This is a genomic window from Polycyclovorans algicola TG408 (assembly GCF_000711245.1).
Classification (GTDB): domain Bacteria; phylum Pseudomonadota; class Gammaproteobacteria; order Nevskiales; family Nevskiaceae; genus Polycyclovorans; species Polycyclovorans algicola.
Map to the genome: position 1 here is coordinate 68,858 of NZ_JOMH01000001.1, position 20,162 is coordinate 89,019.

The 20,162-nt window shown below is 60.8% G+C and carries 18 protein-coding genes, 1 pseudogene and 1 other annotated feature; of the genes and pseudogenes, 11 read left to right on the forward strand and 8 right to left on the reverse strand.

The window, feature by feature from the left end:
- Window positions 1–10: 10 nt before the first annotated feature.
- The gene (locus tag U741_RS0100245) at window positions 11–2,221 is read right to left on the reverse strand and encodes a TonB-dependent receptor (RefSeq protein ID WP_052378353.1); all 2,211 of its coding nucleotides are present in this window, start codon (window positions 2,219–2,221) and stop codon (window positions 11–13) included.
- Window positions 2,222–2,258: 37 nt separating this feature from the next.
- Between U741_RS0100245 and U741_RS0100260 the strand changes: the two genes are divergently transcribed.
- Window positions 2,259–3,484 (forward strand): IS3 family transposase gene (locus U741_RS0100260; RefSeq protein WP_152551436.1). Its coding sequence is split into 2 segments (ribosomal slippage): window positions 2,259–2,544 and window positions 2,544–3,484, totalling 1,227 coding nucleotides; the frame shifts between segments, so codons are not numbered across the junction.
- Window positions 2,537–2,653, forward strand: a sequence feature (AL1L pseudoknot). Its footprint overlaps the gene before it by 117 nt.
- Here U741_RS0100260 and U741_RS0100265 read toward each other — a convergent pair.
- On the reverse strand, window positions 3,448–3,846 hold the full coding sequence (locus U741_RS0100265) for a hypothetical protein (protein ID WP_152551437.1): 399 nt from the start codon (window positions 3,844–3,846) through the stop codon (window positions 3,448–3,450). The genes U741_RS0100260 and U741_RS0100265 overlap by 37 nt on opposite strands.
- Window positions 3,847–4,124: 278 nt before the next feature.
- Between U741_RS0100265 and U741_RS0100270 the strand changes: the two genes are divergently transcribed.
- Window positions 4,125–4,961, forward strand: coding sequence for a Crp/Fnr family transcriptional regulator (locus U741_RS0100270; RefSeq protein WP_029888492.1), 837 nt, complete (start codon window positions 4,125–4,127; stop codon window positions 4,959–4,961).
- Between the two features lie 133 nt (window positions 4,962–5,094).
- Complete coding sequence (locus U741_RS0100275) at window positions 5,095–6,447, forward strand: hypothetical protein (RefSeq protein ID WP_043110145.1); 1,353 nt, start codon at window positions 5,095–5,097, stop codon at window positions 6,445–6,447.
- Between the two features lie 114 nt (window positions 6,448–6,561).
- Here the strand turns inward: U741_RS0100275 and U741_RS0100280 are convergent, their stop codons facing one another.
- The gene (locus U741_RS0100280; RefSeq protein WP_029888494.1) at window positions 6,562–7,542 is read right to left on the reverse strand and encodes an integron integrase; all 981 of its coding nucleotides are present in this window, start codon (window positions 7,540–7,542) and stop codon (window positions 6,562–6,564) included.
- Window positions 7,543–7,665: 123 nt separating this feature from the next.
- On the opposite strand from U741_RS0100280, the gene U741_RS19115 reads away from it, so the two are divergent.
- From U741_RS19115 to U741_RS17470, 8 genes and pseudogenes are all read left to right on the forward strand, one after another.
- Window positions 7,666–8,568: a hypothetical protein gene (locus tag U741_RS19115; RefSeq protein ID WP_152551438.1), complete on the forward strand. Its 903-nt coding sequence runs from the start codon at window positions 7,666–7,668 to the stop codon at window positions 8,566–8,568.
- A gap of 124 nt (window positions 8,569–8,692) precedes the next feature.
- Window positions 8,693–9,025: a hypothetical protein gene (locus U741_RS17460; protein ID WP_043110146.1), complete on the forward strand. Its 333-nt coding sequence runs from the start codon at window positions 8,693–8,695 to the stop codon at window positions 9,023–9,025.
- Between the two features lie 249 nt (window positions 9,026–9,274).
- A complete protein-coding gene (locus tag U741_RS0100295; RefSeq protein ID WP_029888496.1) occupies window positions 9,275–9,577 on the forward strand; it encodes a putative quinol monooxygenase in 303 nt (100 codons plus the stop codon).
- Between the two features lie 147 nt (window positions 9,578–9,724).
- Window positions 9,725–10,243, forward strand: coding sequence for a hypothetical protein (locus U741_RS0100300; protein WP_029888497.1), 519 nt, complete (start codon window positions 9,725–9,727; stop codon window positions 10,241–10,243).
- A gap of 111 nt (window positions 10,244–10,354) precedes the next feature.
- Window positions 10,355–10,687: a hypothetical protein gene (locus U741_RS17465; protein WP_043110146.1), complete on the forward strand. Its 333-nt coding sequence runs from the start codon at window positions 10,355–10,357 to the stop codon at window positions 10,685–10,687.
- A gap of 215 nt (window positions 10,688–10,902) precedes the next feature.
- Window positions 10,903–11,610 (forward strand): hypothetical protein, encoded by a 708-nt coding sequence (locus tag U741_RS19120; protein ID WP_152551439.1) that lies wholly within the window; start codon window positions 10,903–10,905, stop codon window positions 11,608–11,610.
- A gap of 117 nt (window positions 11,611–11,727) precedes the next feature.
- Window positions 11,728–12,390 carry a glutathione S-transferase family protein gene (locus tag U741_RS18105; protein ID WP_084154572.1) on the forward strand — a complete coding sequence of 221 codons (663 nt, stop codon included), beginning with the start codon at window positions 11,728–11,730 and terminating at the stop codon, window positions 12,388–12,390.
- A 269-nt stretch (window positions 12,391–12,659) separates the two neighbouring features.
- Window positions 12,660–13,957, forward strand: a pseudogene (locus tag U741_RS17470) (IS5 family transposase).
- Window positions 13,958–13,988: 31 nt separating this feature from the next.
- Here U741_RS17470 and glmS read toward each other — a convergent pair.
- The 5 genes from glmS to atpD all read right to left on the reverse strand — a co-directional run bounded on the left by glmS (window position 13,989) and on the right by atpD (window position 20,134).
- The gene (glmS, locus tag U741_RS0100320) at window positions 13,989–15,821 is read right to left on the reverse strand and encodes a glutamine--fructose-6-phosphate transaminase (isomerizing) (protein WP_029888499.1); all 1,833 of its coding nucleotides are present in this window, start codon (window positions 15,819–15,821) and stop codon (window positions 13,989–13,991) included.
- 38 nt (window positions 15,822–15,859) lie between these two features.
- Window positions 15,860–16,771: a mechanosensitive ion channel family protein gene (locus tag U741_RS0100325; RefSeq protein ID WP_152551440.1), complete on the reverse strand. Its 912-nt coding sequence runs from the start codon at window positions 16,769–16,771 to the stop codon at window positions 15,860–15,862.
- Entirely contained in the window at window positions 16,768–18,168 is a 1,401-nt protein-coding gene (gene glmU / locus U741_RS0100330) for a bifunctional UDP-N-acetylglucosamine diphosphorylase/glucosamine-1-phosphate N-acetyltransferase GlmU (protein ID WP_029888501.1), read from the reverse strand. The genes U741_RS0100325 and glmU overlap by 4 nt, the downstream gene beginning before the upstream one ends.
- 93 nt (window positions 18,169–18,261) lie before the next feature.
- The gene (locus U741_RS0100335; protein WP_029888502.1) at window positions 18,262–18,678 is read right to left on the reverse strand and encodes a F0F1 ATP synthase subunit epsilon; all 417 of its coding nucleotides are present in this window, start codon (window positions 18,676–18,678) and stop codon (window positions 18,262–18,264) included.
- 55 nt (window positions 18,679–18,733) lie between these two features.
- Window positions 18,734–20,134 carry a F0F1 ATP synthase subunit beta gene (gene atpD / locus U741_RS0100340; RefSeq protein WP_029888503.1) on the reverse strand — a complete coding sequence of 467 codons (1,401 nt, stop codon included), beginning with the start codon at window positions 20,132–20,134 and terminating at the stop codon, window positions 18,734–18,736.
- Window positions 20,135–20,162: the final 28 nt, after the last annotated feature.

Sequence of the window (20,162 nt, forward strand, 5' to 3'; positions counted from 1 at the left end):
TCGATAGGTCCTAGAAACTCAGGTTGAGTCGTAACGAAACGGTTCGCGGCGGGTTCAGTGCGAAAAGCGAGAAGGTGCTGAGCGGGATGATCGGGCTTGAATCGGCGGCGCCGTCGACCAAAGCGGTCTCGTTGAGAATGTTGGCGACGTTCAGGCTCAACCGCGGGCTGAGCGGCAGTGTGTCGCTGCTCAGGCCCAGCCCGGCGCTGAGCACCCCGTAGTCGTTGACCGCCAAGTCCCGTTCCAGCGTGCTGAAGCTTTTGCCGACGTAGGTGTAGTTCATCGTGGCGTCCAGCAGCAGGCGCCCCAGCGGCAGAAATTGCTGCAGGCCGACGCTGTATTGCGACTTGGCAGCGCCCGGCAATTGGGTGCCCGGCTCGATCACCGTGTTGCTGGAACTGGTGAACGCCTCGGTGGTGCGTGCCTCGGTCAGTCCACCGCTCAGCGACACGGTGAGCCCGGAGATCGGCGGCAACCAGAGGAATGCCGCCTCGATGCCATAGCTTTCCGCAGCGCCGACGTTGGTGACGAAGTTGAGACTCGTGCCCTGCGTCTTCTGGGTGATCTGCGGATCGGTGTATTCGATGAAGAACGCCGTGAGATCGAGTTGCAGCGTGTTATCCAGCCAACTGGTCCGTGTGCCCACCTCGTAGTTCCACAGTGAGTCGGACTTGTAGGTCTCGGGGACCCCATTGACCGGCGACGACGGGACGCTCTGCAGGCCGCCAAAACGGAACCCGCGACTGGCCGCCGTGTAGACCATCACATCGTCGGTGAAGCGGTAGGTGATCGAAAACCTCGGGCTGATGCCTTGCTCTTCGATGCGATTGCGCTGATCAACTTCCAGGCCATTGTTCGTGGCCCGCGCCAGCGCGCCGGTGCCGATGAAGCCGCCGTCGACAAAGGTCTGGTAGAAGCGCGCACCGACAGACAGCTCCAGGTTGCCCAGGGTTTGCGTCAAATCAAAATAGACCGCCCTTTCCTGCGATTTGGCGCGATTGGTGGCGTAAAGCAAGGACGTTTGATTGGCCAGATCCAGCGTGCCGAGGCCGAGCAGCTCGGCTAACTGGCCAATCGAGGTGCCGTTTTCGAGAAGGTCAGTCAGTTCGCCGATCGGGGTCCCCGCACCCAACGAAGACTGCGTGAGGGCCGGGCCAATGAACAGCTCAAAGTCCAGGCTGTAATCGTAGAAGTAGGCGCCGACCAACCACTTGAAGTCGCCATTGTCGGTCGATTGCAGGCGCAACTCCTGCGACAAGGCGTCAGAGTTCACGTTTGAAAACGAGACGATGGCCGCGTCTGCCGGATAGCCCTCGGGCGGCCGGCCAATGAGCAGTGGGGTGTAGTCGCTCAGCGAGAACCGCTGCTTGTCGGTGTAGGAGGTCAGCGACACGAGGCGCATCGAATCAAAGTCATAACGGGCCTCGAAACTGTCGAGACTGAAGCTGTTGCGTGCCGGCTCTGGAATCACCACCAGGTCCATCTCGCGCGGGCCATCGGCATTGACCACGGCAAACTTCTGGTTGTCGCCGGAGAAGTCCTGATCAAGATGGGTCAGCTTCAGCGACAGTGCGTCAGTCGGCGTCCACAGCAAGATGGCGCGCTTCTGCTCGCCGCCACCGTCATTGACATCTTTTTCGCCGGCGCGCGAATCGTCGATCACACCCGGATAGTTGCGTTTGACGTAGCCCACTCGCAGTGCAACGTCACGCCCCGCCCAGGGCAGATTGAGCGCGACCCCGCTGGTGAACGCCGAGTCCCCTTCGGTCACGTCGACATACTGCGTGAACGCGGCGCCTTGCCACTCGTCAAGCACCGGGTCCTTCAAGACGTAGCGGATGGCTCCCGACAGCGCCGCCCCACCAAACAAGGTGCCCTGCGGCCCTTTCAGGACCTGGACGCTCTCCAGATCGAAAGCATTCAAGTCGGGAATAAGGCCCGCAATGTAGGGATCGGTGAAGGCCGTGTCGCCAATGAAAATACCGACCGGTGACGGCCTTGACGATGTCGGGTTGGTTTCGGTCGCGATGCCGCGAATGGTGATCCTGATGCCCGTCCCCGGACCCTGGGAGTTGATCACCACGCCGGGCGTTTCCTGAAGATAATCTTCGAGGTTGAATTTGCCCTGCCTCTCAAGCGTGTCGCCCTGAAACGCGGAGATGGACGCCGGGATATCACGCAGGTTTTCTTCGCGCTTGGTGGCCGTTATGAACCGCCCCATCTTTCCCGGAGGCTCTAAACCTTGAGAGGATGGAGCGATGAACAAAGGAATACGGTATTCCCCGGAGCTGAAGGAGCGAGCGGTGCGGCTGGTGCTGGAGCATCAATCTGACTACAGCTCGCAGTGGGCGGCGATGGAATCGATTGCTGGAAAGATGGGGTGCAAGGCCGAGACCCTGCGGGTGTGGGTCCGGCAGCACGAGCGTGATGTTGGGCAGCGGGAGGGCCTGACCACCGACGAGAAGGCGCACCTGAAGGCGCTGGAGCGCGAGGTTCGCGAACTGCGTCAGGCCAACGAGATTCTGCGCAAGGCATCTGCGTATTTTGCTCAGGCGGAGCTCGACCGCCCATTCAAACGATGAAGGCGTTCATCGACGCACATCGTGATGTCCATGGGGTCGAGCCGATCTGCAAAGTGCTGCCGATTGCCCCATCGACCTACTACGCACACGCTGCCCAGCAGCGGGATCCAGGACAACGATCTCTTCGAGCTAAACGAGACGATCAACTCACCCCGTTGATTCAGCAAATCTGGAACGACAACTTCCGGGTCTACGGAGTACGCAAGGTCTATCGCCAATTGCGACGCGAGCAGGTAGGAGTTGCGCGATGCACCGTGGCACGGCTGATGAAGCGGCTGGGGCTGCGCGGCGTGATTCGCGGCAAGGGGGTGCGCACCACTTTCAGTGACAAGAACCTTTCATGCCCACTGGATCACGTACAACGGCAGTTCAAGGCAGATCGGCCAAACCAGCTTTGGGTGTCCGACTTCACGTATGTGTCCACCTGGCAGGGCTTTGTCTATGTTGCCTTTGTCATTGATGTTTACGCCCGACGCATCGTCGGCTGGCGAGCCTCATCATCGGCACGCACCGATTTCGTGCTCGATGCCTTGGAACAAGCCTTGCACGACCGAAAGCCCTTTGGATCGGGTCGGCTGGTTCATCACAGCGATAGGGGCGTCCAGTACGTCTCGATTCGATACACCGAGCGCCTGGTCGACGCGGGACTGGAGCCCTCGGTGGGCAGCGTCGGCGACAGCTATGACAACGCCCTGGCCGAGACCATCAACGGCTTGTTCAAAGCCGAAGTCATCCACCGGCAGTCGTCATGGCGCAAACGCGAGGACGTCGAATGGGCCACCTTGAACTGGGTGGACTGGTTCAACAACCGAAGACTGCTGGAGCCCATCGGGCACATCCCGCCAGCCGAAGCAGAAGCTAACTACTATGCACAACACCCTGAGTACGTCAAAGCTGCGTGACTCAGACTAAATGGCCTCCGGGATACTTGGGGCGGTTCAGTTACGACAATTTCTTCAATCTGGCGACTGGCGCGCGCCGGTGGCGGCGGGTCAGGTTCGGGGCGATCTTCAGCGGCCTCGACCGGGATGGTCGGCGCGACCGGCGACGCAGGTGCCTGGGCAGCGTCCGCAGCCGGCGCCGACTCGGCATCGGCATCGGCATCGGCATCGGCATCGGACGAGTCGATCAAGGCTTCAAGCTCGTCCAGCGACCATGACGCTTCTTCGGCCCACACCACGTGACCGAAGAAGGCCGTCAAGAAGTAAAGCGCCAGGGTCGGCGCCATGACGCGGGGCGCAAGGCCCCACTTCTTCGTTGGCATTGATGGATCTCCTCATACGTTTTTTTCTAATGAGGGCAGGCTACGGCAGCGTTTGTCGCCACGCTGTCACAACCGTTACACGTCGCTGGCCACTCGCAAGACGCGATCAATCGCACGCTGGGCGGGGCGCCAGTGCTGGAAGTAAGCGACGCGGGCGCTTCGCTGCTCGGGGGTTTGCGAACGTCGGGTACGCTATCCACTCGCGCCTGGCCCGACCTCAAATGACGTCCGGTGCAGGCGGGGCACTTGATCAGCGCCTCCTGAAGGAGTGATGGCTCATGCGAGAACCAAGCACGGCGTCGCAGCCGCTCAAGCGACAGCAAGAGGAAAAGCCGCTACCGCCGACATCGGCGCTCGCGCTGGAGCTGGTGCAGGGGTGGCCGTGGTTCGATGACGTGCCGGCCGAGGCCCACGCGTGGCTGGTGGCGCGGGCGGGCATACGACGCTACGAGAAAGGGCAGATCGTTTACGTGGAAGGTCAGCCCGTCACCCACATCTTTGGGGTGGGCAGCGGCAGCTTTCGCATCTTTATCTCAACGTCCAAAGGCGATGAGATCACCATGGAAGAGGTCGTTCCGGGCGGTTGGTTTCCGCACTATCTGCCAGGCGCGTCACCCATCTACGCCGGAAATTGCATCTGCCAGGAAGGCGCGACGGTCATCACCCTGCCGCAGCCGGTGATCGCAGAGTTTGGGCGCCAGTGGCCCATCTACTACCTCGGGCTGTATCGCGAATTCGGCAGTCGCTGGGCGTCGTTTCTGCGCGGCCGGGTCGAGTTGCTCAGCCTGCACAATCTCAATGTCCGCTTGGCGGTCTACGTGCTTCGCATGCTGCGCCTGCGGGGAAAACCGGAGGCCAACGGCGCCATCTTGCTGGAACCCTTCGGCAGCCAAAGCGAAATCGGCGCGAGGGTCGGCGGCACACGGCAGCGGGTCAACGGCATTCTCAAAACATGGACCAGACGCGGCTGGATTGAATCGTGCAACAACGGCATCCGCATTCTCGACGTCGAAAAGCTGGACGCCGAGGCGCGCAAGAGCGGCTTCGATGTCGACGCCTACATCGCCAGTTGGCAAGGCGGCTGGGAAGGAAAAACGTCGGCGTCAAAGCGCTGATGTCACAACGCCTGGGCGAGTCACCTCTGTGACATCGGCGAGCGACATCACGCAGTAGGATCACACTCGCGGTGCGACGAAACCATGCGGACGCCAAAGCAGCGTCGGCTTTTCTATCTGGAGAGAGACCTCGATGAGCGATATCAAGCCCGCGCCCGGCTGGCGTTGGGGGCCGTTCACCTTCCGCGTGCCATTTCTGCACACCCGGTTGCTGTGGCCAGAATTTCTGCAGGGCTTCTTCGTCGCCGCCGCCACTGGCCTGGCGCTGGTGCCGATCATGACCGGCTTCTTTGGTCTGAGCTTTGAAGAAGCGGTGACCTGCTCGTTTATCCATACCGTGCTCATCACGTCGGCGGTGATCGTCTTCGGCGAACCCTACGCGCCCGGCTGGATCACCCCGGCCTTGCCGCTGGTGCTGGCCTTCGTGCTGGGCAGCTATGAAGAGCCTGACCTGCGCTTTCAGGCCATGACCGCGCTGACGCTGAGCTTTGCCTCGTTGGTGTTCGTACTGGGCATCACCGGCACCGGGGCCAAGCTGGTGCGCTGGCTGCCGCCGGTGCTCAAGGCCGGGATCATCCTCGGCGCCGGTATTGCTGCACTGAAGCGCGTGTTCATCGATGACGCCGAGCGCTTCCTGCTGGTCACACCTATCTCGATTGCCGTGGCCTGCGGCATGTGCCTGGTGCTGCTGTTCTCACTGCCGGTGGCAAGGCTCAAGGCCAAGCACGGCTGGCTCGCCAAGATTGCCGCGCTGGGGCTGCTGCCCGGCTTCCTGGCGGCGGCGATCATCGGCCCACTGGTGGGAGAGGTGCAGTACGACATCCAGTGGGGCGTGTTGATCCCGCCAGTGGCCAGCACCGTGGCCAAGGTGTCGCCCTTCGTCATCGGCTGGCCCAGCCTCGAGATGATGCTCAAGGCGCTGCCGATTGCACTGCTGACGTACGTGATCATGTTTGGCGATCTGGTGACCGGACAAGAAGTGCTGAAAGATGCCCAGCGGCAACGACCCGATGACCCCATGCCTGCCGACCCGTCACGCACGCACCTGTCGCTGGCGATCCGCAACGCCGTGATGGGCATCACCGCACCGTTCTTCCCCACCCAGGGGATGCTCTGGACCGGCGTGCAAGTGGTCATCGCCGAACGCTGGAAGCAAGGCGCCAAAGCCATGCCGAGGCTGGCCGACGGACTGTCGTCGTACTACCTGATGGGCCTGCCCTTCATCTACTTTCTGCTGCCGCTGCTGACCATGCTCAAGCCGCTGCTGGGTATCGCCCTCAGCCTCACCCTGCTGCTGACCGGATTTGCCTGCGCCTACATCGCCATGGCCATTCCCAAAGACCCGACGGGTCGCGGCACCGTGCTCCTCATCGGCGTGGCACTGGCCATGTTCACCCCGCTGGTCGGGCTGGCCATTGCCGTGGCCGCGACAATTCTGTTGGTCGGATGGCAGTCAGAAGCCGAGCCGGAGCGGGCGCCGGATTAGCGTGGGTCGCAACGTGCGAACTTGGTGCGAGGGTGGTGGGGATGAGCTTCGTGGGCCGCCTTGTGCCAGAAGCGGCCGCTCGCACGCTGGCCAAAGAGCCCTGTAACCGTACCCTTAAAGCGCATCCAGCGGACTTTGCACACCCTTGCCGCCACGATTAAGCACATGGGTGTAAATCATTGTCGTGCTCACGTCCTCGTGCCCTAACAGCTCCTGCACTGTACGGATGTCATAGCCCGCCATCAGCAAATGCGTGGCAAAGGAATGGCGAAGAATATGCGGCGAGCAAGGCTTCGCAATATCCGCCCGCAGAGCCGCAACCCGCATCGCCTTTTGTAGCGAATCGGCGAGCACGTGATGCCGACGGGTAATACCCGACCGTGAATCTGTAGCCAGCTTGGGCGACGGAAACACCCAAAACCAGCCCCACTGTTTACCTGCATTTGGATATTTAACCGCCAACGCATCCGGCAAATAAACACCGGGCACATCGGCAGCCCGATCATCATCATGCAGCACCCGGGCGCGCTGAACCTGTTTCTGCAACGGCAGCATCAAATTCTCGGGTAATACCGTCACCCGATCCTTGCCGCCCTTGCCCTGGCGAACCGTAATCTCACGCCGCGCAAAATCCACATCCTTGATCCGCAGCCGCAACGCCTCCAGCACCCGCATGCCAGTACCGTAAAGCAAGGCCGCAATCAGCCCCTGCAAACCCGAAAGGTGTTGCAGCAAACTGCCCACCTCGCGCTGCGTGAGCACCACCGGCAACCGCTTGCGATCTTTAGCCGCCACCACCTCGTCCAGCCACGGCAACTCAACCTCCAACACCTGGCGGTAAAGAAACAGCAGCGCAGCACGCGCCTGATTCTGGGTGGACGGGCTGACTGACCGGTCAACCGCCAAATGGGTTAAGAACGCCGTCACCTCGACCGCGCCCATCTCGGCCGGATGCCGTTTGCCATGAAAAAGAATGTAACGGCGCACCCAATCCACATACGACTGCTCGGTGCGCAGGCTGTACCCCCGCACCCGCACCGCATCACGCACGCCATCCAGCAGCCGTGGTTTGGACGAAGCAGCGTGTTGATCCATCCGAGTTCATCTTGTCCGTACTAACTTTACCCAACTCTGTCACCAAGGGCGTTTCATGGCAACACATTGACTTGGATGGAATGCATGCCTACAGTCAAGACCAACTAATTGGCGTTGGGCCCCATGATCAACTCTCAGGCCGACTTTGAGGACGCTACCGTGTTCGAGTTGTATGTTCTGGAGAAACTCCATCCGGCGATCGAAAAACATCAGGGTGCATCCCTTGATTTGCGAGGCGGCAGCACCATCGCTGGAACTCGGATTAGCATTTCTGCCACCGCTAGTATGAGCGGTGCTGCCGAAAGCCGACTGAAGGATCAGGTAGCGCCATTGCTATTTGGCTCGGCGTGGAAGTTGCTGGATCTATTGCTTGAATTCGCACTAAACAAGGCGGGACTCACACCGAATCGCCGAGATTGGACAATCGCTGAGAAACAACAACACGCGCTGAATGGTGCAGGTGACTGTACTCTACTTGGGTGCGTTCCGGCTGTCTGGGACGCCATGTGTCGGGTCTATGGGGCAACGGTTGAACACCGCCATTGCCTAATACACAGGACGGCAGCAGTTGATGACGTCACTGGTTCCCTCCAGGGGGTTGATCGGAATGGCCAGCAACTTCGAGCACTCTCCCGAGATGAACAAGTGGCATTCGCAAAAGTCGCAAGTTTGGCTGCCCGAGGCGTCATTGTGGGTGGCATCGACCAGCGTTCGGAGGATCACCTCAAGTATCAGCTGGATCAGCTCGTCAATCACTCTGGATGCGCCACTTTCGGTGTTGGCGGGAGTAGTGCACCCGTTGAAATAGAGCTTGAACTCTTGGAGGAAGACGGGTCGCACTATCTCGATCTGACAGATGTGATGACCAAGGCGAGGAGAACGTTTCCAACCGTTGCCCATTTTGACCTTGTGATCGATGTTCCGGGCGAATCAGGTCGAAAGCTGGTTGCGAATGCGGAGAACTGTCCAGCGGGAAAAACCAAGATCGATCTATCGTCGCTGCCGGCTTGGTTGGAGTATCGGTAGAGATGTGGCCCAACAAATCGCTGCAGGTGACGTTTGACCCGCCACCCATTTTTGCTGCCGCAAAAACGGGCGTCGCCTCAAACGCACCTGAGCTCAGGCGTTGGACGACAAGGGAGATTTTGCTATGAGCACATGGTTCTCCTTGGAGATGGGTGACGGCGTGGAGGCATTCGGCCCCACCGGAAAGATCCAAGAAGCATTTATGCCTGTGTACATTGCAGCGGGACAGCCGCAAGACATGGCTGTGTTCTCGTCGTCGCGTTGGGGTGAAACACCCGACGGCAGAAGCACAAAGCTGCATACCGTGTACTTTTCCCCGGCAGCGGCACTACTCGCCAAATCGTTCGGCGCTATTCCATGCGCTAAGCCATCACCTATCGGCATCGGCCTTCTCGTCGGCCCTCAGGAGGCATTGTTCAGTTTCTTCCCTGACCGCACATCTGGTCGCGGCGAGTAGAGGCAATGCTCTGTTCAATACAACGGTGCCGGCCGGAAATCCCTCTACATGGCCGCTTTCGTACAGACGCCAGGTCTGTTCTCCATTGCGCAGTTCAAAAAGTAGTTCATCGGGCGGCGTTGTCGTCCAACCATCAGCTCCAGCCGACGCGCCACTCGCTGCGCTCGCGGCACGCGGCTGAGCTGGGGCGTTGGGCTTACAAGAAAACGTGGCGTATCGTGATGTCGTTGTAACAACAGGAGGCATGTCATGGTCAAAGTAGCGTTGTTCGTTCGCCTTGAAGCGAAACCCGGGAAAGAGAAAGAAGTTGAGAGCTTCCTTATGGGCGGTCTTCCCCTCGTCATGGAGGAGCCTGCCACCACCGCTTGGTTTGGCATTCGCCTTGGGCCAAGCACCTTCGGAATCTTTGACGCCTTCCCGAATGAAGCGGGCCGGCAAGCGCATCTCTCAGGCAAGGTTGCAGCGGCGTTAATGGCAAAGGCCGGTGAGTTGTTCTCCGAGCCGCCATCCATCGAGAAAGTTGACGTCCTTGCGGCAAAGCTACCCGGCTAAGCAAGCCCAACAAGGCGCTGCACCCGACCCACACGCCGCACGTTGCTTCATCTCTTCACATCAAGTTCGGCTCGGCGGCGTGCGGTCGGGTGAGCTTGGGCGTTGGGCCACACCTGAAGTTCAGTAATCACCGGTAGACTAATTTACGTGACCGATCATTCGTCAAGCGAGCAGGCTTTCGAGCGCACCCCGCTTCTCGCGTTCTCGTTGTCGACGTGCCTCCAGATCCAGTTCTTGCGCGAGATCGCCACAGATATCCGAACCCTTACAAGCTCTGCCGTGAGAACGGACGGACCGTGGGACGGAAATGCCCTTGCGAAGGCGCAAGGCCTGTTTTGGCTATGGATTCTCGGCGCGTATGAAATGGTGCGCACCATGGCCCAAGCAAAACAATGCTTCGCTCCGGATGCTCTTCAGAGGATCGTGCAAGAGAAAAAGCATCTAGCCCAGATCCGTATGCCGTTCGCAAAGCAAGAGCGTGAAGGCAAGAGGCTGCCTGTTTGGAGAGAGTTCTTCTCAGATGGATGTAACGCTGACGGAGACATTATCTTCACCATCGCTGGAAACACTGTTCACGCAAAAGTGCAACTCGTAAGGTTTGAGGCCTTTGTGACCGGCTTTGAATGCGCGGACATCCTTATGAGTCATGAGCAGTCTTACCTGTAAGGGCTGCGGGGTGTCGCCCAACCATCGCATCCAGCCGACGTATTCGCCCTCGCTTCGCTCAGGCAAATCCGCGGCTGATGCGGGGCGTTGGACGACAAGGGAGATTTTGCTATGAGCACATGGTTCTCCTTGGAGATGGGTGACGGCGTGGAGGCATTCGGCCCCACCGGAAAGATCCAAGAAGCATTTATGCCTGTGTACATTGCAGCGGGACAGCCGCAAGACATGGCTGTGTTCTCGTCGTCGCGTTGGGGTGAAACACCCGACGGCAGAAGCACAAAGCTGCATACCGTGTACTTTTCCCCGGCAGCGGCACTACTCGCCAAATCGTTCGGCGCTATTCCATGCGCTAAGCCATCACCTATCGGCATCGGCCTTCTCGTCGGCCCTCAGGAGGCATTGTTCAGTTTCTTCCCTGACCGCACATCTGGTCGCGGCGAGTAGAGGCAATGCTCTGTTCAATACAACGGTGCCGGCCGGAAATCCCTCTACATGGCCGCTTTCGTACAGACGCCAGGTCTGTTCTCCATTGCGCAGTTCAAAAAGTAGTTCATCGGGCGGCGTTGTCGTCCAACCATCAGCTCCAGCCGACGCGCCACTCGCTGCGCTCGCGGCACGCGGCTGAGCTGGGGCGTTAGGGTTACAACAGGGGGCATCAAATGAGATACGTAAAAATCTGCTGTTATGCTGTATTTACCGCGCTTTTGTCAGGTTGCGCCGCGTTTATCGCGCCATCAGATTATCCCGTCATCGAAGATAAGCTAAATAGGAGCTTTATTGATGATGAGGGCGCAGTCAGCACGTTGTCAGTAACTCCTGAGCGGAGGGTTATCATTGCAAACCATCAGACCAAACGTTTCTGCGCTGAAGCCCCAACTGAGGTAGGTCTTGATGTTTCAAAGCTGGCATCGCTTGCTGCCAAATTGGAAAAACCAGGTGAGCTTAGCGCGGCTCTTAGCGCCGTCCTCGCTTCAAGTCGTCAGAATTCTGTTTTGAACAAGAGAACTCAGGGCTTGCAATTATTTTTGGCGACATCCTATTTTGTATGCCAAATGTATATGAACGAAGCCATTACGAATGAGCAATTGCTAGAAATACAGCTTAAAGCCATTAACGCCGTTGGCCCGCTAATTGACAAAGAAATTCCATATCTATACGAGCAGCAGAAAGAACTATCTGCCACATCTGCAAGTGTATTCAAGCCGCTAGACATACCGGCAGCATTGCAAAGCATAGGAACGCTGCCGACCGAATCCAAGACTGGGAAGGAAGGCACCTCTGATGCAGAGGCTCCCAAATCAAAACCTAGTCTCTCTGGTAGGAAAGTATCCACACTGGAATCAGATGTTCCTCGTATCGAGTTGTAGATTGGTCCTCACTGTTGGAAAGCTGAGGCCTAACACAGGCGTTAGGGAACCTCTGCAAATAACGGGCGGTTTACGACGCGTCCGAACCCGCCACAACAATTGCTTGAGGAACGACCGATGGATCGATTAAAGCTTTACGGACACCCCTATTCGAACAACGCCATGCGCGCGCAGCTCTGCCTTGATGAAAAGGGGCTGGACTATGACTACGTGACCGTTGACCTTTTCAAGGGCGAACACAAGCAGCCCGCCTTTAAAGCCATCAATCCACGCGGCCAGGTGCCGGTGCTTGTGGATGGGGCCGCACGCGTTTACGAGAGCGTTGCGATTGTTCACTACCTGGAACATCGGTATTCCACGCCCTCGCTGATTCCAAGCGATCCTGTCGCCATGGCCACGTGCTTCCGGTTGATTGGCGAGTTCAATCAGAAGCTCGATCCGACCAACGTATTCGGCTCGGTCAAGTTCGGCGGCAAAAGGCTCGCAGACCTCGGCGAACGAATCGACAAATTGCTGGCGGAGTGCCGCATCTGGGAAGGCTACGTCGGCGATGGCCCGTATTTCGTCGGCGATATGTTTTCGATTGCCGACATTGTCGTGCTGCCATTTTTTGGCGCGATCATCGATGGCCTGGGGCTGCCGGAGGCTGACTTCCCCAAGCTTCACGCCTGGTACGACCGGTGCAAGTCACGGCCCAGCGTCGCCAAGCAACCCTGGTTCGCGGCCTTCGCCGACGACAGGCTGAATGACGAACAGCGCGTCTTGGCGAAAGCAGGCTGAGCGGATCACGACGACCAGGGGATCATTTCGCCTCAAGCGCAATGGCGCTGGGGCCGCCTTGAGGGGCGTTAGTCGCCCCTGAAAAATCCCCAACCATCTGACTGTATTCGAGAAATGTCTGTTTTGTAGCTTCGTGAATCGCCGATATTTGCGATAATTGCATTCAGAAACTGGCAAATTCTGAGGTGTTGGACACGCGTCATCGCAGTTCACCGGTCGATGGACCTGAAGCCCGCTCTGAGGATCTTTTTCGATCACGCCTGGACCAGATGATCGAGATGCGCCACCCCCTGATCCAGTTGGCTGCGCTTATGCCCTGGGAGACCTTGGAGCGCGAACTCTCAAGTGTGCTGCCCCCCGCGCCCGCTGGCGCAGGGCGTCCCGCTCTGCCGTTGCGGATGATCATCGGCTTGCTGTATTTGAAGCACGCCTACAACCATTCTGATGAGCAGGTCTGTGCCCGCTGGTTGGAGAACCCCTATTGGCAGTTCTTCTGCGGAGAGGTGTTTTTCCAGACCCGCTTCCCCTGTGACCCCAGTTCACTGACGCGTTTCCGTCAGCGGTTGGGAGAAGCCGGCGTCGAAGAACTGCTGGCCCAGACCATCGAGGCTGCCAAGGGTTTGAAGGCGGTGCGTAGTGCCGATCTGGAACAGATCATCATCGACTCCACGGTGCAGGAGAAGAACGTCGCTTACCCCACCGACAGCCGCTTGCTGGAGATTGCCCGGCACAAGCTGGTGAAGGCCGCCAAGGCTGAAGGCATCACCCTGCGACAGAGCTACGCCCGTATCGGCCCGGCGCTCAGATTCAAAGCAGGCCGCTATGCCCACGCCAAGCAGTTCAAGCGCCTGCGCCGGACGCTCAAGAGCCAGCGTACCCTGCTGGGGCGCCTGATTCGGGAGCTGCATCGCAAGGCCCATGCAGATCAACTGCAGCGGCTTGCCACCGTGCTGGAGCGCGCCGAGCGGTTGCGTACCCAAAAGCCCAAAGACAAGAACAAGCTCTACGCCCTGCATGCCCCGGAAGTGGAGTGCATTGGCTTTGGGCTTGCGCCCGCCAACCCTACGAATTCGGCGTCAAGGTCGGCATTGCCATCACCGCAAAGAAGGGCCTGGTCGTCGGGGCCCGCAGCTTTCCGGGCAACCCCTATGACGGCGATACGCTCGAAGAGCATCTTGAACAGACCGCCATCCTCACCGGCGTGACGCCTAAAACCGCCATCGTCGATCTCGGCTATCGCGGCAGACAGCCTGACAACATCACCATTGTTCACCGAGGCAAGCGCAAGACCCTCAAACCCCCGCAGATCAAGCTGCTCAAGCGACGACAGGCGGTCGAACCGACCATTGGCCACCTGAAGGACGAACACCGCATGCGGCGCTGTCACTTGAAGGGACAACTCGGCGATGCCCTCAATGCCGTATTGGCCGCCGCCGGCTACAACATCAGATGGTTGATGCGATGGATCGCCCTTTCTTGGGCCCGAATCCTGCGGGTACTGAAATCGATGTCAGCAGTTCAAGACCGACATCAAGCTCAATTCCCGATCACCAGCGCCGTCAGGTGACGGGCAGAATGAATTCTTCAGGGACGACGCGTTATTCCACCGTCACGCTTTTGGCGAGGTTGCGGGGCTGGTCGACGTCGGTGCCTTTGAGCACGGCCACGTGGTAAGCCAGCAGTTGCAGCGGCACGGTGTAGACGATGGGGTCGGTAAACGGGTGGCCGTGGGGCATGGGCACGATGTGCACGCCGGGTTCGTCTGCGAAGTGGGCGTCGGCATCGGCGAACACCAGCAGCTCGCCGCCCCGGGCGCGCACTTCCTGCAGGTTGGACTTGACCTTGTCGAGCAGGTCGCTACGCGGCGCCACGGCAATCACCGGCATGTGGTCATCCACCAGCGCCAGCGGGCCGTGCTTGAGCTCGCCCGCCGCATAGGCCTCGGCGTGGATATAGCTGATTTCCTTGAGCTTGAGCGCACCTTCCATCGCCACCGGCCACATCGGGCCGCGGCCCAGGAACAGGGCGTTGGGCTTGAGCATGAGCCGCTCAGCGTGGGCCAGCAGGCTGTGCTCGCGCGACAGCACCGCTTCAACCTGCCCGGGCACCGCTTGCAGCGCGGCGATCAGTTCGGCCTCTTTGGCGGCGTCGATGCTGCCGCGACGGCGGGCAATCAGCAGCACGATCAGCGACAGCGCCATAAGCTGGGTGGTGAAGGCCTTGGTCGAGGCGACGCTGCGCTCGGGGCCGGCGTGGGTCATCAGGGCAATGTCGGACTCGCGCACCAGCGACGACTCGGGTGCGTTGCAAATGACCAGTGACGCCGCCAGTTGTCCGGTCTTGCGGGCGTGGCGCAGCGCCTCCAGCGTGTCGGCGGTTTCGCCACTTTGCGAGATGGTGATGAACAGGGTGTTGGGCGCCACCAGCGGATCGCGGTAGCGAAATTCACTGGCCAGCTCGACCTGGCAGGGGATGCGGGCAATCTGCTCGAAGGCGTAGCGCGCCACCTGCCCGGCGTGCGCCGAAGTGCCGCAGGCGGCGATGTGCACCGCGGCAATCTTCGACAACAGCGCATCGGCATTGGGGCCCAGACAGGCTTCGAGAACCCGGCCATCGGCGACGCGGCCTTGCAGGGTCTGGATCAGCGCTTGCGGCTGTTCGTGAATTTCCTTGGCCATGAAGTGGCGATAGGTGCCCTTGTCTACGGCATCGGGCGAGAGTGTCGAGCGCTTTTCGTCACGCGTGACCGGCTGCCCGGCGGCATTCCAGATTTGGTAGCCACCGGTGCGCAGCACCGCGATGTCGCCCTCGTCGAGGTACACCATGCGGTTGGTGACCGGCAGCAGGGCCAGCGCGTCACTGGCGGCAAAGTGCTCGCCAATGCCCACGCCAATCACCAGCGGGCTGCCCTTGCGCGCCAGCCACAGCGCGCCAGGCTCGGTTTCGTCGACCACGGCAACGGCAAAGGCGCCGACCAGTTGCGCAATGACCTGGGTCAGCGCGGTGTGTAAGTCGGCCCCAGCGTCGCGCTGCGCCTGCAACAGATGGACGATGACCTCGGTGTCGGTCTCGCTGGTGAAGACGAAACCCTGGGCGGTCAGCGCGGCACGCAGTTCAGCGTGGTTTTCGATGATGCCGTTGTGCACCACGGCGACGCTGCGCGACTGGTGTGGGTGGGCGTTGTGCTCGGCGGGCACGCCGTGCGTGGCCCAGCGGGTGTGGGCAATGCCCAGCCGGCCCTTGGCACCGCCATCCACAAGCGATAGCTCCAGCGCGGCGACCTTGCCGACCGCCCGCACCCGCGACATGCCGCCATCGCCCAGCACCGCCACACCGGCCGAGTCATAGCCGCGGTATTCCAGCCGCTTCAGGCCCTCGACCAGAATCGGCAGCACTTCACGTTGGGCAATGGCGGCAACAATTCCACACATAACGCTTCCTCAATTGAACAACTGCAGCGGGTGATGCCTCAGGGCATCGGCATGCGGACGACGTCGGCGGCGCTGCTCACATGCAGGACCTGCTCGGGCAGCGCAGGCGGAATGTCGTTCTCGACCAGTACGTCGGCAATCGCGGCCAGGTACTGCGCACGCATGTGCCCCGCACGTTCGATGCCATCGCGATTGACCCACACCACCAGGTCAAAGCCGAACCCGTAGTGGTCCATTTCGGTGAGCCAGACTTCGGGCGCAAAGCGCGGCCCAGTCAGCGTTTCAGGAACGGCCTTGATGGCCTCCAGCACCAAGGCCCCGATCCGCTCGCGGGCAATGCCGCGGCCAACCTTGAAGTTGATGTGCAGGCGCCGGCTGGCGTGATCAAGCGTCCAGTGCGTGACCGGCTTCAACACCAGTTCGGCGTTGGGCACCATGACGCTGCCGCCGTCATTGTTGGTGACCAGGGTGTGGCGCAGACCGATGTTGCGCACCGTGCCGGAGATGCCGGAATCCAGCGAAACAATGTCACCAATTCGCAGGGCCTTCTCGCCCAGCAGGAAAAAGCCGGAAACGATGTTGTTGAACAGGCCCTGCATGCCCAGACCGATGCCGATGCCAATGGCGCCGGTGAGCAGGGCAATGGCCGACAGGTCGATGCCCACGACATGCAGCGCCATCAGGGCGCCCACGATCCACAGTCCGTAACGCAACAACCGCGACACAGCGAAAAAGGACGATCGGTTCACGCCCGGGCGTCGGTCGGCCGCACGTTGCAGCAGCACTTCAAGACGCTTGGCACCCCAAGCAATAAACACGATCAGGAACAGGAATATGACGGCGCGAATCAGCGTCACATCGTTGCTGCCGAAGGTGAACAAGGGCTCGCCCGAAAGCTGCGTGAACCGCTCGAAGCGCCCCATCCAACCACTTGACGAAGACTCGCTCACGGCTTGTGCTTGGTGGGTCGCTGCCAGCCGGGCAGGCTCATCTGCTTGCTGCGCGACACGGTCAACTGACCGGCAGGGGCCGGCTTGGCGATCACCGAGCCCGCGCCAATGGTTGCATCGCTGCCGATCTCGACCGGCGCCACCAAGGCCGAGTTGGAACCGATGAACGCGCGGTCACCGATGCGGGTCAGGTGCTTGTTGGCACCGTCGTAGTTGCAGGTGATGGTGCCGGCCCCGACGTTGACGTCGGCGCCCAGCTCGGCATCGCCGACGTAGCTCAGGTGGTTGATCTTGCTGCCCGGTCCCACGATCGCCTTCTTGGTTTCAACAAAGTTGCCAACCTTGGCGGCGGTGGCCAAGCGGGTGCCCGGTCGCAGTCGGGCGAACGGCCCGACATGCACCTTGGCCTCGGCTACCACCCCCTCCAGCACGGAGTGCGATTCAATCACCGCGCCGTCGCCGAGTTGCACGTCGCGCAAGTGGCAGTAAGGCCCAATGGTGACGTCATCGCCGAGCTCGACCTGCCCTTCAAAGACGCAGCCGACGTCGATGTGCACGTCGCGCCCGCAGACCAGCGACCCGCGCACGTCAATACGCGCCGGGTCGGCCAGGGTGACCCCGGTCTGCATCAGGGTGTCGGCACGCTGTTGTTGCAGTCGACGCTCGGCACGGGCCAGTTGGGCACGGTCATTGACGCCTTCAAGCTCGGCAGCATCGGCGGCGCACAGTCCCGTCACCGGACGGCCTGCGGCGACGGCCATGGCGATCACGTCGGTGAGGTAGTACTCACCTTTCGGGTTCTGTTTGGTTAGCGCGGCCAACCACGGCGCCAACCACTCGGCGGGCGCCGCGATGACACCGGTGTTGATCTCATTGATCGCCTGCTGCGCGGACGTGGCGTCGGCGTGCTCGACAATAGCGCTGACCTGCCCAGCCGCGTCACGAACGATGCGGCCGTAACCCTGCGGGTCGGCCACCCTGGCGGTGATGATCACCACCTGCGCCTGCGCGGCCCGCGCGGCGTCGGCCAGCGTGGCGCTACTGATCAAGGGCACATCGCCGTAAGCAATGACGATGACCGAGCCCGGCGTCCAGCCCGGCGCCGACAACCGCACGGCGTGGCCGGTGCCGAGTTGCTCGGTCTGCTCGACCCATGTGAGGGACGCGGCGACATCCGCTCGGGTCTCGGCCCAGGCGCGGACGTCGGCCTGCCCATGACCGACGACCAGATGGACCTGCTGCGGCGACAACCCCGCCACGGCGCGCAACACATGCGCCAGCAAGGGCTCGCCACCCAAAGGCTGCAGCACCTTAGGCCGCGCCGAGCGCATACGCGTGCCCTTGCCAGCGGCCAGGACCACCACGTCGAGCGGCGCAACGGAGGAGCGTTGATTCATGGCAAAAGTGTACCGGGATGGGGGAATCGCCAACACAAAAAAGGCCCTTGATGCGGGCCTTTTCTGTTGCGCAGAGGTGTCAGGGCAAGCCCTTTACTTGGTCTTGCGCAATTGCTCGACGAACTGCAGGCGGGCCGCGGCTTCAACCAGTTCCAACTGCGCCTTGGCCATGTCCATCTCGGTACTGGCATTGGCCAACGCAGCTTCGGCAGCCTCTTTGGCAGCCCGTGCGGCTGATGCATCGGCATCTTTACCGCGCAGTGCGCTGTCGGCCAGCAAGTTGATGCCGGTGGGCAGAATTTCGGCGATACCACCGCCGACGAAGAACGGCAGCTCTTCACCCTGCGGCGTCTGCACACGGACAGCGCCGGGCTTGAGCCGGGTCAGCAACGGCGTGTGGCCAGGCAAAATGCCCAACTCACCCATTTCACCCGGCAGGAACACTGCCTTGGCCACACCCGAATGGATGTGTCCCTGGGCGCTGACGATTTCGACTTTCAGTTCAGACATGGCGTTCTCGCAATGAAGGGGATGGTGTACCCGACGCGAAGGTCGGGTCGCGGCCTCACTTCATTTTCTGCGCTTTCTCGATGGCTTCGTCGATGGTGCCGACCATGTAGAACGCCTGTTCCGGCATGTGGTCGTAATCGCCGTTGACGATGCCCTGGAAGCCACGAATGGTTTCCTTGAGCGACACATACTTGCCGGGCGAGCCGGTGAACACTTCGGCGACGAAGAACGGCTGCGACAGGAAGCGCTGAATCTTGCGGGCGCGGGCCACGGCCTTCTTGTCGTCTTCGGACAGTTCGTCCATCCCGAGGATGGCGATGATGTCTTTCAGTTCCTTGTAGCGCTGCAGCACGCCCTGCACGTCGCGGGCGCACTGGTAGTGCTCGTCGCCAATGACGTTGGGGTCGAGCTGGCGGCTGGTCGAGTCCAGCGGATCCACGGCCGGGTAAATTCCCAATGAGGCGATGTCACGCGACAACACGACGGTGGCGTCCAAGTGGGCGAAGGTGGTCGCCGGTGACGGGTCGGTCAAGTCATCGGCCGGCACGTACACGGCCTGGATGGAGGTGATCGAGCCGGTCTTGGTCGAGGTGATGCGCTCCTGCAACACGCCCATTTCTTCAGCCAAGGTTGGCTGGTAACCCACGGCTGACGGCATACGGCCGAGCAGTGCGGACACTTCGGTGCCGGCCAGGGTGTAGCGATAAATGTTGTCGACGAAGAACAGCACGTCGCGGCCTTCGTCGCGGAAGTACTCGGCCATGGTCAGGCCCGACAGCGCCACGCGCAGACGGTTGCCCGGCGGCTCGTTCATCTGGCCGTAGACCATCGCCACTTTCGATTCGGGCAGGTTCTCGAGATCGATAACGCCGGATTCGGCCATCTCGTGATAGAAGTCGTTGCCTTCGCGGGTACGTTCACCGACGCCAGCGAACACCGACAGACCCGAGTGCTCCTTGGCGATGTTGTTGATCAGCTCAAGCATGTTCACGGTCTTGCCGACGCCGGCACCGCCGAACAGACCGACCTTGCCGCCCTTGGCGAACGGGCAGAGTAGGTCGATGACCTTGATGCCGGTTTCCAGCAAATCGGTCGAGCCGGACTGGTCTTCATAAGACGGCGCGTCGCGGTGAATGGTCCAGCGGGTTTCGCTGGCCACCGGGCCACGCTCGTCCTGCGGCTCGCCTAGCACGTTCATGATGCGACCCAGGGTCGCGGCGCCCACCGGCACGGAGATGCCGGCGCCGGTGTTCTGGCAGACCAGACCACGCTTGAGGCCGTCGGAGGAGCCCATGGCAATGGCGCGGATCACGCCGTCACCCAGCTGCTGCTGAACTTCGAGGGTCAGCTCGGTGCCGTCGACCGTCAACGCGTCATAGATGTTCGGCACCGCATCGCGCGGGAATTCAACGTCAACCACTGCGCCGATGATTTGAACGATTTTGCCGGTACTCATGTTTGGTAATCCTTTGTTCCTGTCCCGT

What these genes read in the sequence shown, in the direction of transcription:
- U741_RS0100245 (WP_052378353.1), bottom strand. Translation starts at nt 2,221, where the DNA reads ATGGGGCGGTTCATAACGGCCACCAAGCGCGAAGAAAACCTGCGTGAT.
- U741_RS0100265 (WP_152551437.1), bottom strand. Translation starts at nt 3,846, where the DNA reads ATGCCAACGAAGAAGTGGGGCCTTGCGCCCCGCGTCATGGCGCCGACC.
- U741_RS0100270 (WP_029888492.1), top strand. Translation starts at nt 4,125, where the DNA reads ATGCGAGAACCAAGCACGGCGTCGCAGCCGCTCAAGCGACAGCAAGAG.
- U741_RS0100275 (WP_043110145.1), top strand. Translation starts at nt 5,095, where the DNA reads ATGAGCGATATCAAGCCCGCGCCCGGCTGGCGTTGGGGGCCGTTCACC.
- U741_RS0100280 (WP_029888494.1), bottom strand. Translation starts at nt 7,542, where the DNA reads ATGGATCAACACGCTGCTTCGTCCAAACCACGGCTGCTGGATGGCGTG.
- U741_RS19115 (WP_152551438.1), top strand. Translation starts at nt 7,666, where the DNA reads ATGATCAACTCTCAGGCCGACTTTGAGGACGCTACCGTGTTCGAGTTG.
- U741_RS17460 (WP_043110146.1), top strand. Translation starts at nt 8,693, where the DNA reads ATGAGCACATGGTTCTCCTTGGAGATGGGTGACGGCGTGGAGGCATTC.
- U741_RS0100295 (WP_029888496.1), top strand. Translation starts at nt 9,275, where the DNA reads ATGGTCAAAGTAGCGTTGTTCGTTCGCCTTGAAGCGAAACCCGGGAAA.
- U741_RS17465 (WP_043110146.1), top strand. Translation starts at nt 10,355, where the DNA reads ATGAGCACATGGTTCTCCTTGGAGATGGGTGACGGCGTGGAGGCATTC.
- U741_RS19120 (WP_152551439.1), top strand. Translation starts at nt 10,903, where the DNA reads ATGAGATACGTAAAAATCTGCTGTTATGCTGTATTTACCGCGCTTTTG.
- U741_RS18105 (WP_084154572.1), top strand. Translation starts at nt 11,728, where the DNA reads ATGGATCGATTAAAGCTTTACGGACACCCCTATTCGAACAACGCCATG.
- glmS (WP_029888499.1), bottom strand. Translation starts at nt 15,821, where the DNA reads ATGTGTGGAATTGTTGCCGCCATTGCCCAACGTGAAGTGCTGCCGATT.
- glmU (WP_029888501.1), bottom strand. Translation starts at nt 18,168, where the DNA reads ATGAATCAACGCTCCTCCGTTGCGCCGCTCGACGTGGTGGTCCTGGCC.
- U741_RS0100335 (WP_029888502.1), bottom strand. Translation starts at nt 18,678, where the DNA reads ATGTCTGAACTGAAAGTCGAAATCGTCAGCGCCCAGGGACACATCCAT.
- atpD (WP_029888503.1), bottom strand. Translation starts at nt 20,134, where the DNA reads ATGAGTACCGGCAAAATCGTTCAAATCATCGGCGCAGTGGTTGACGTT.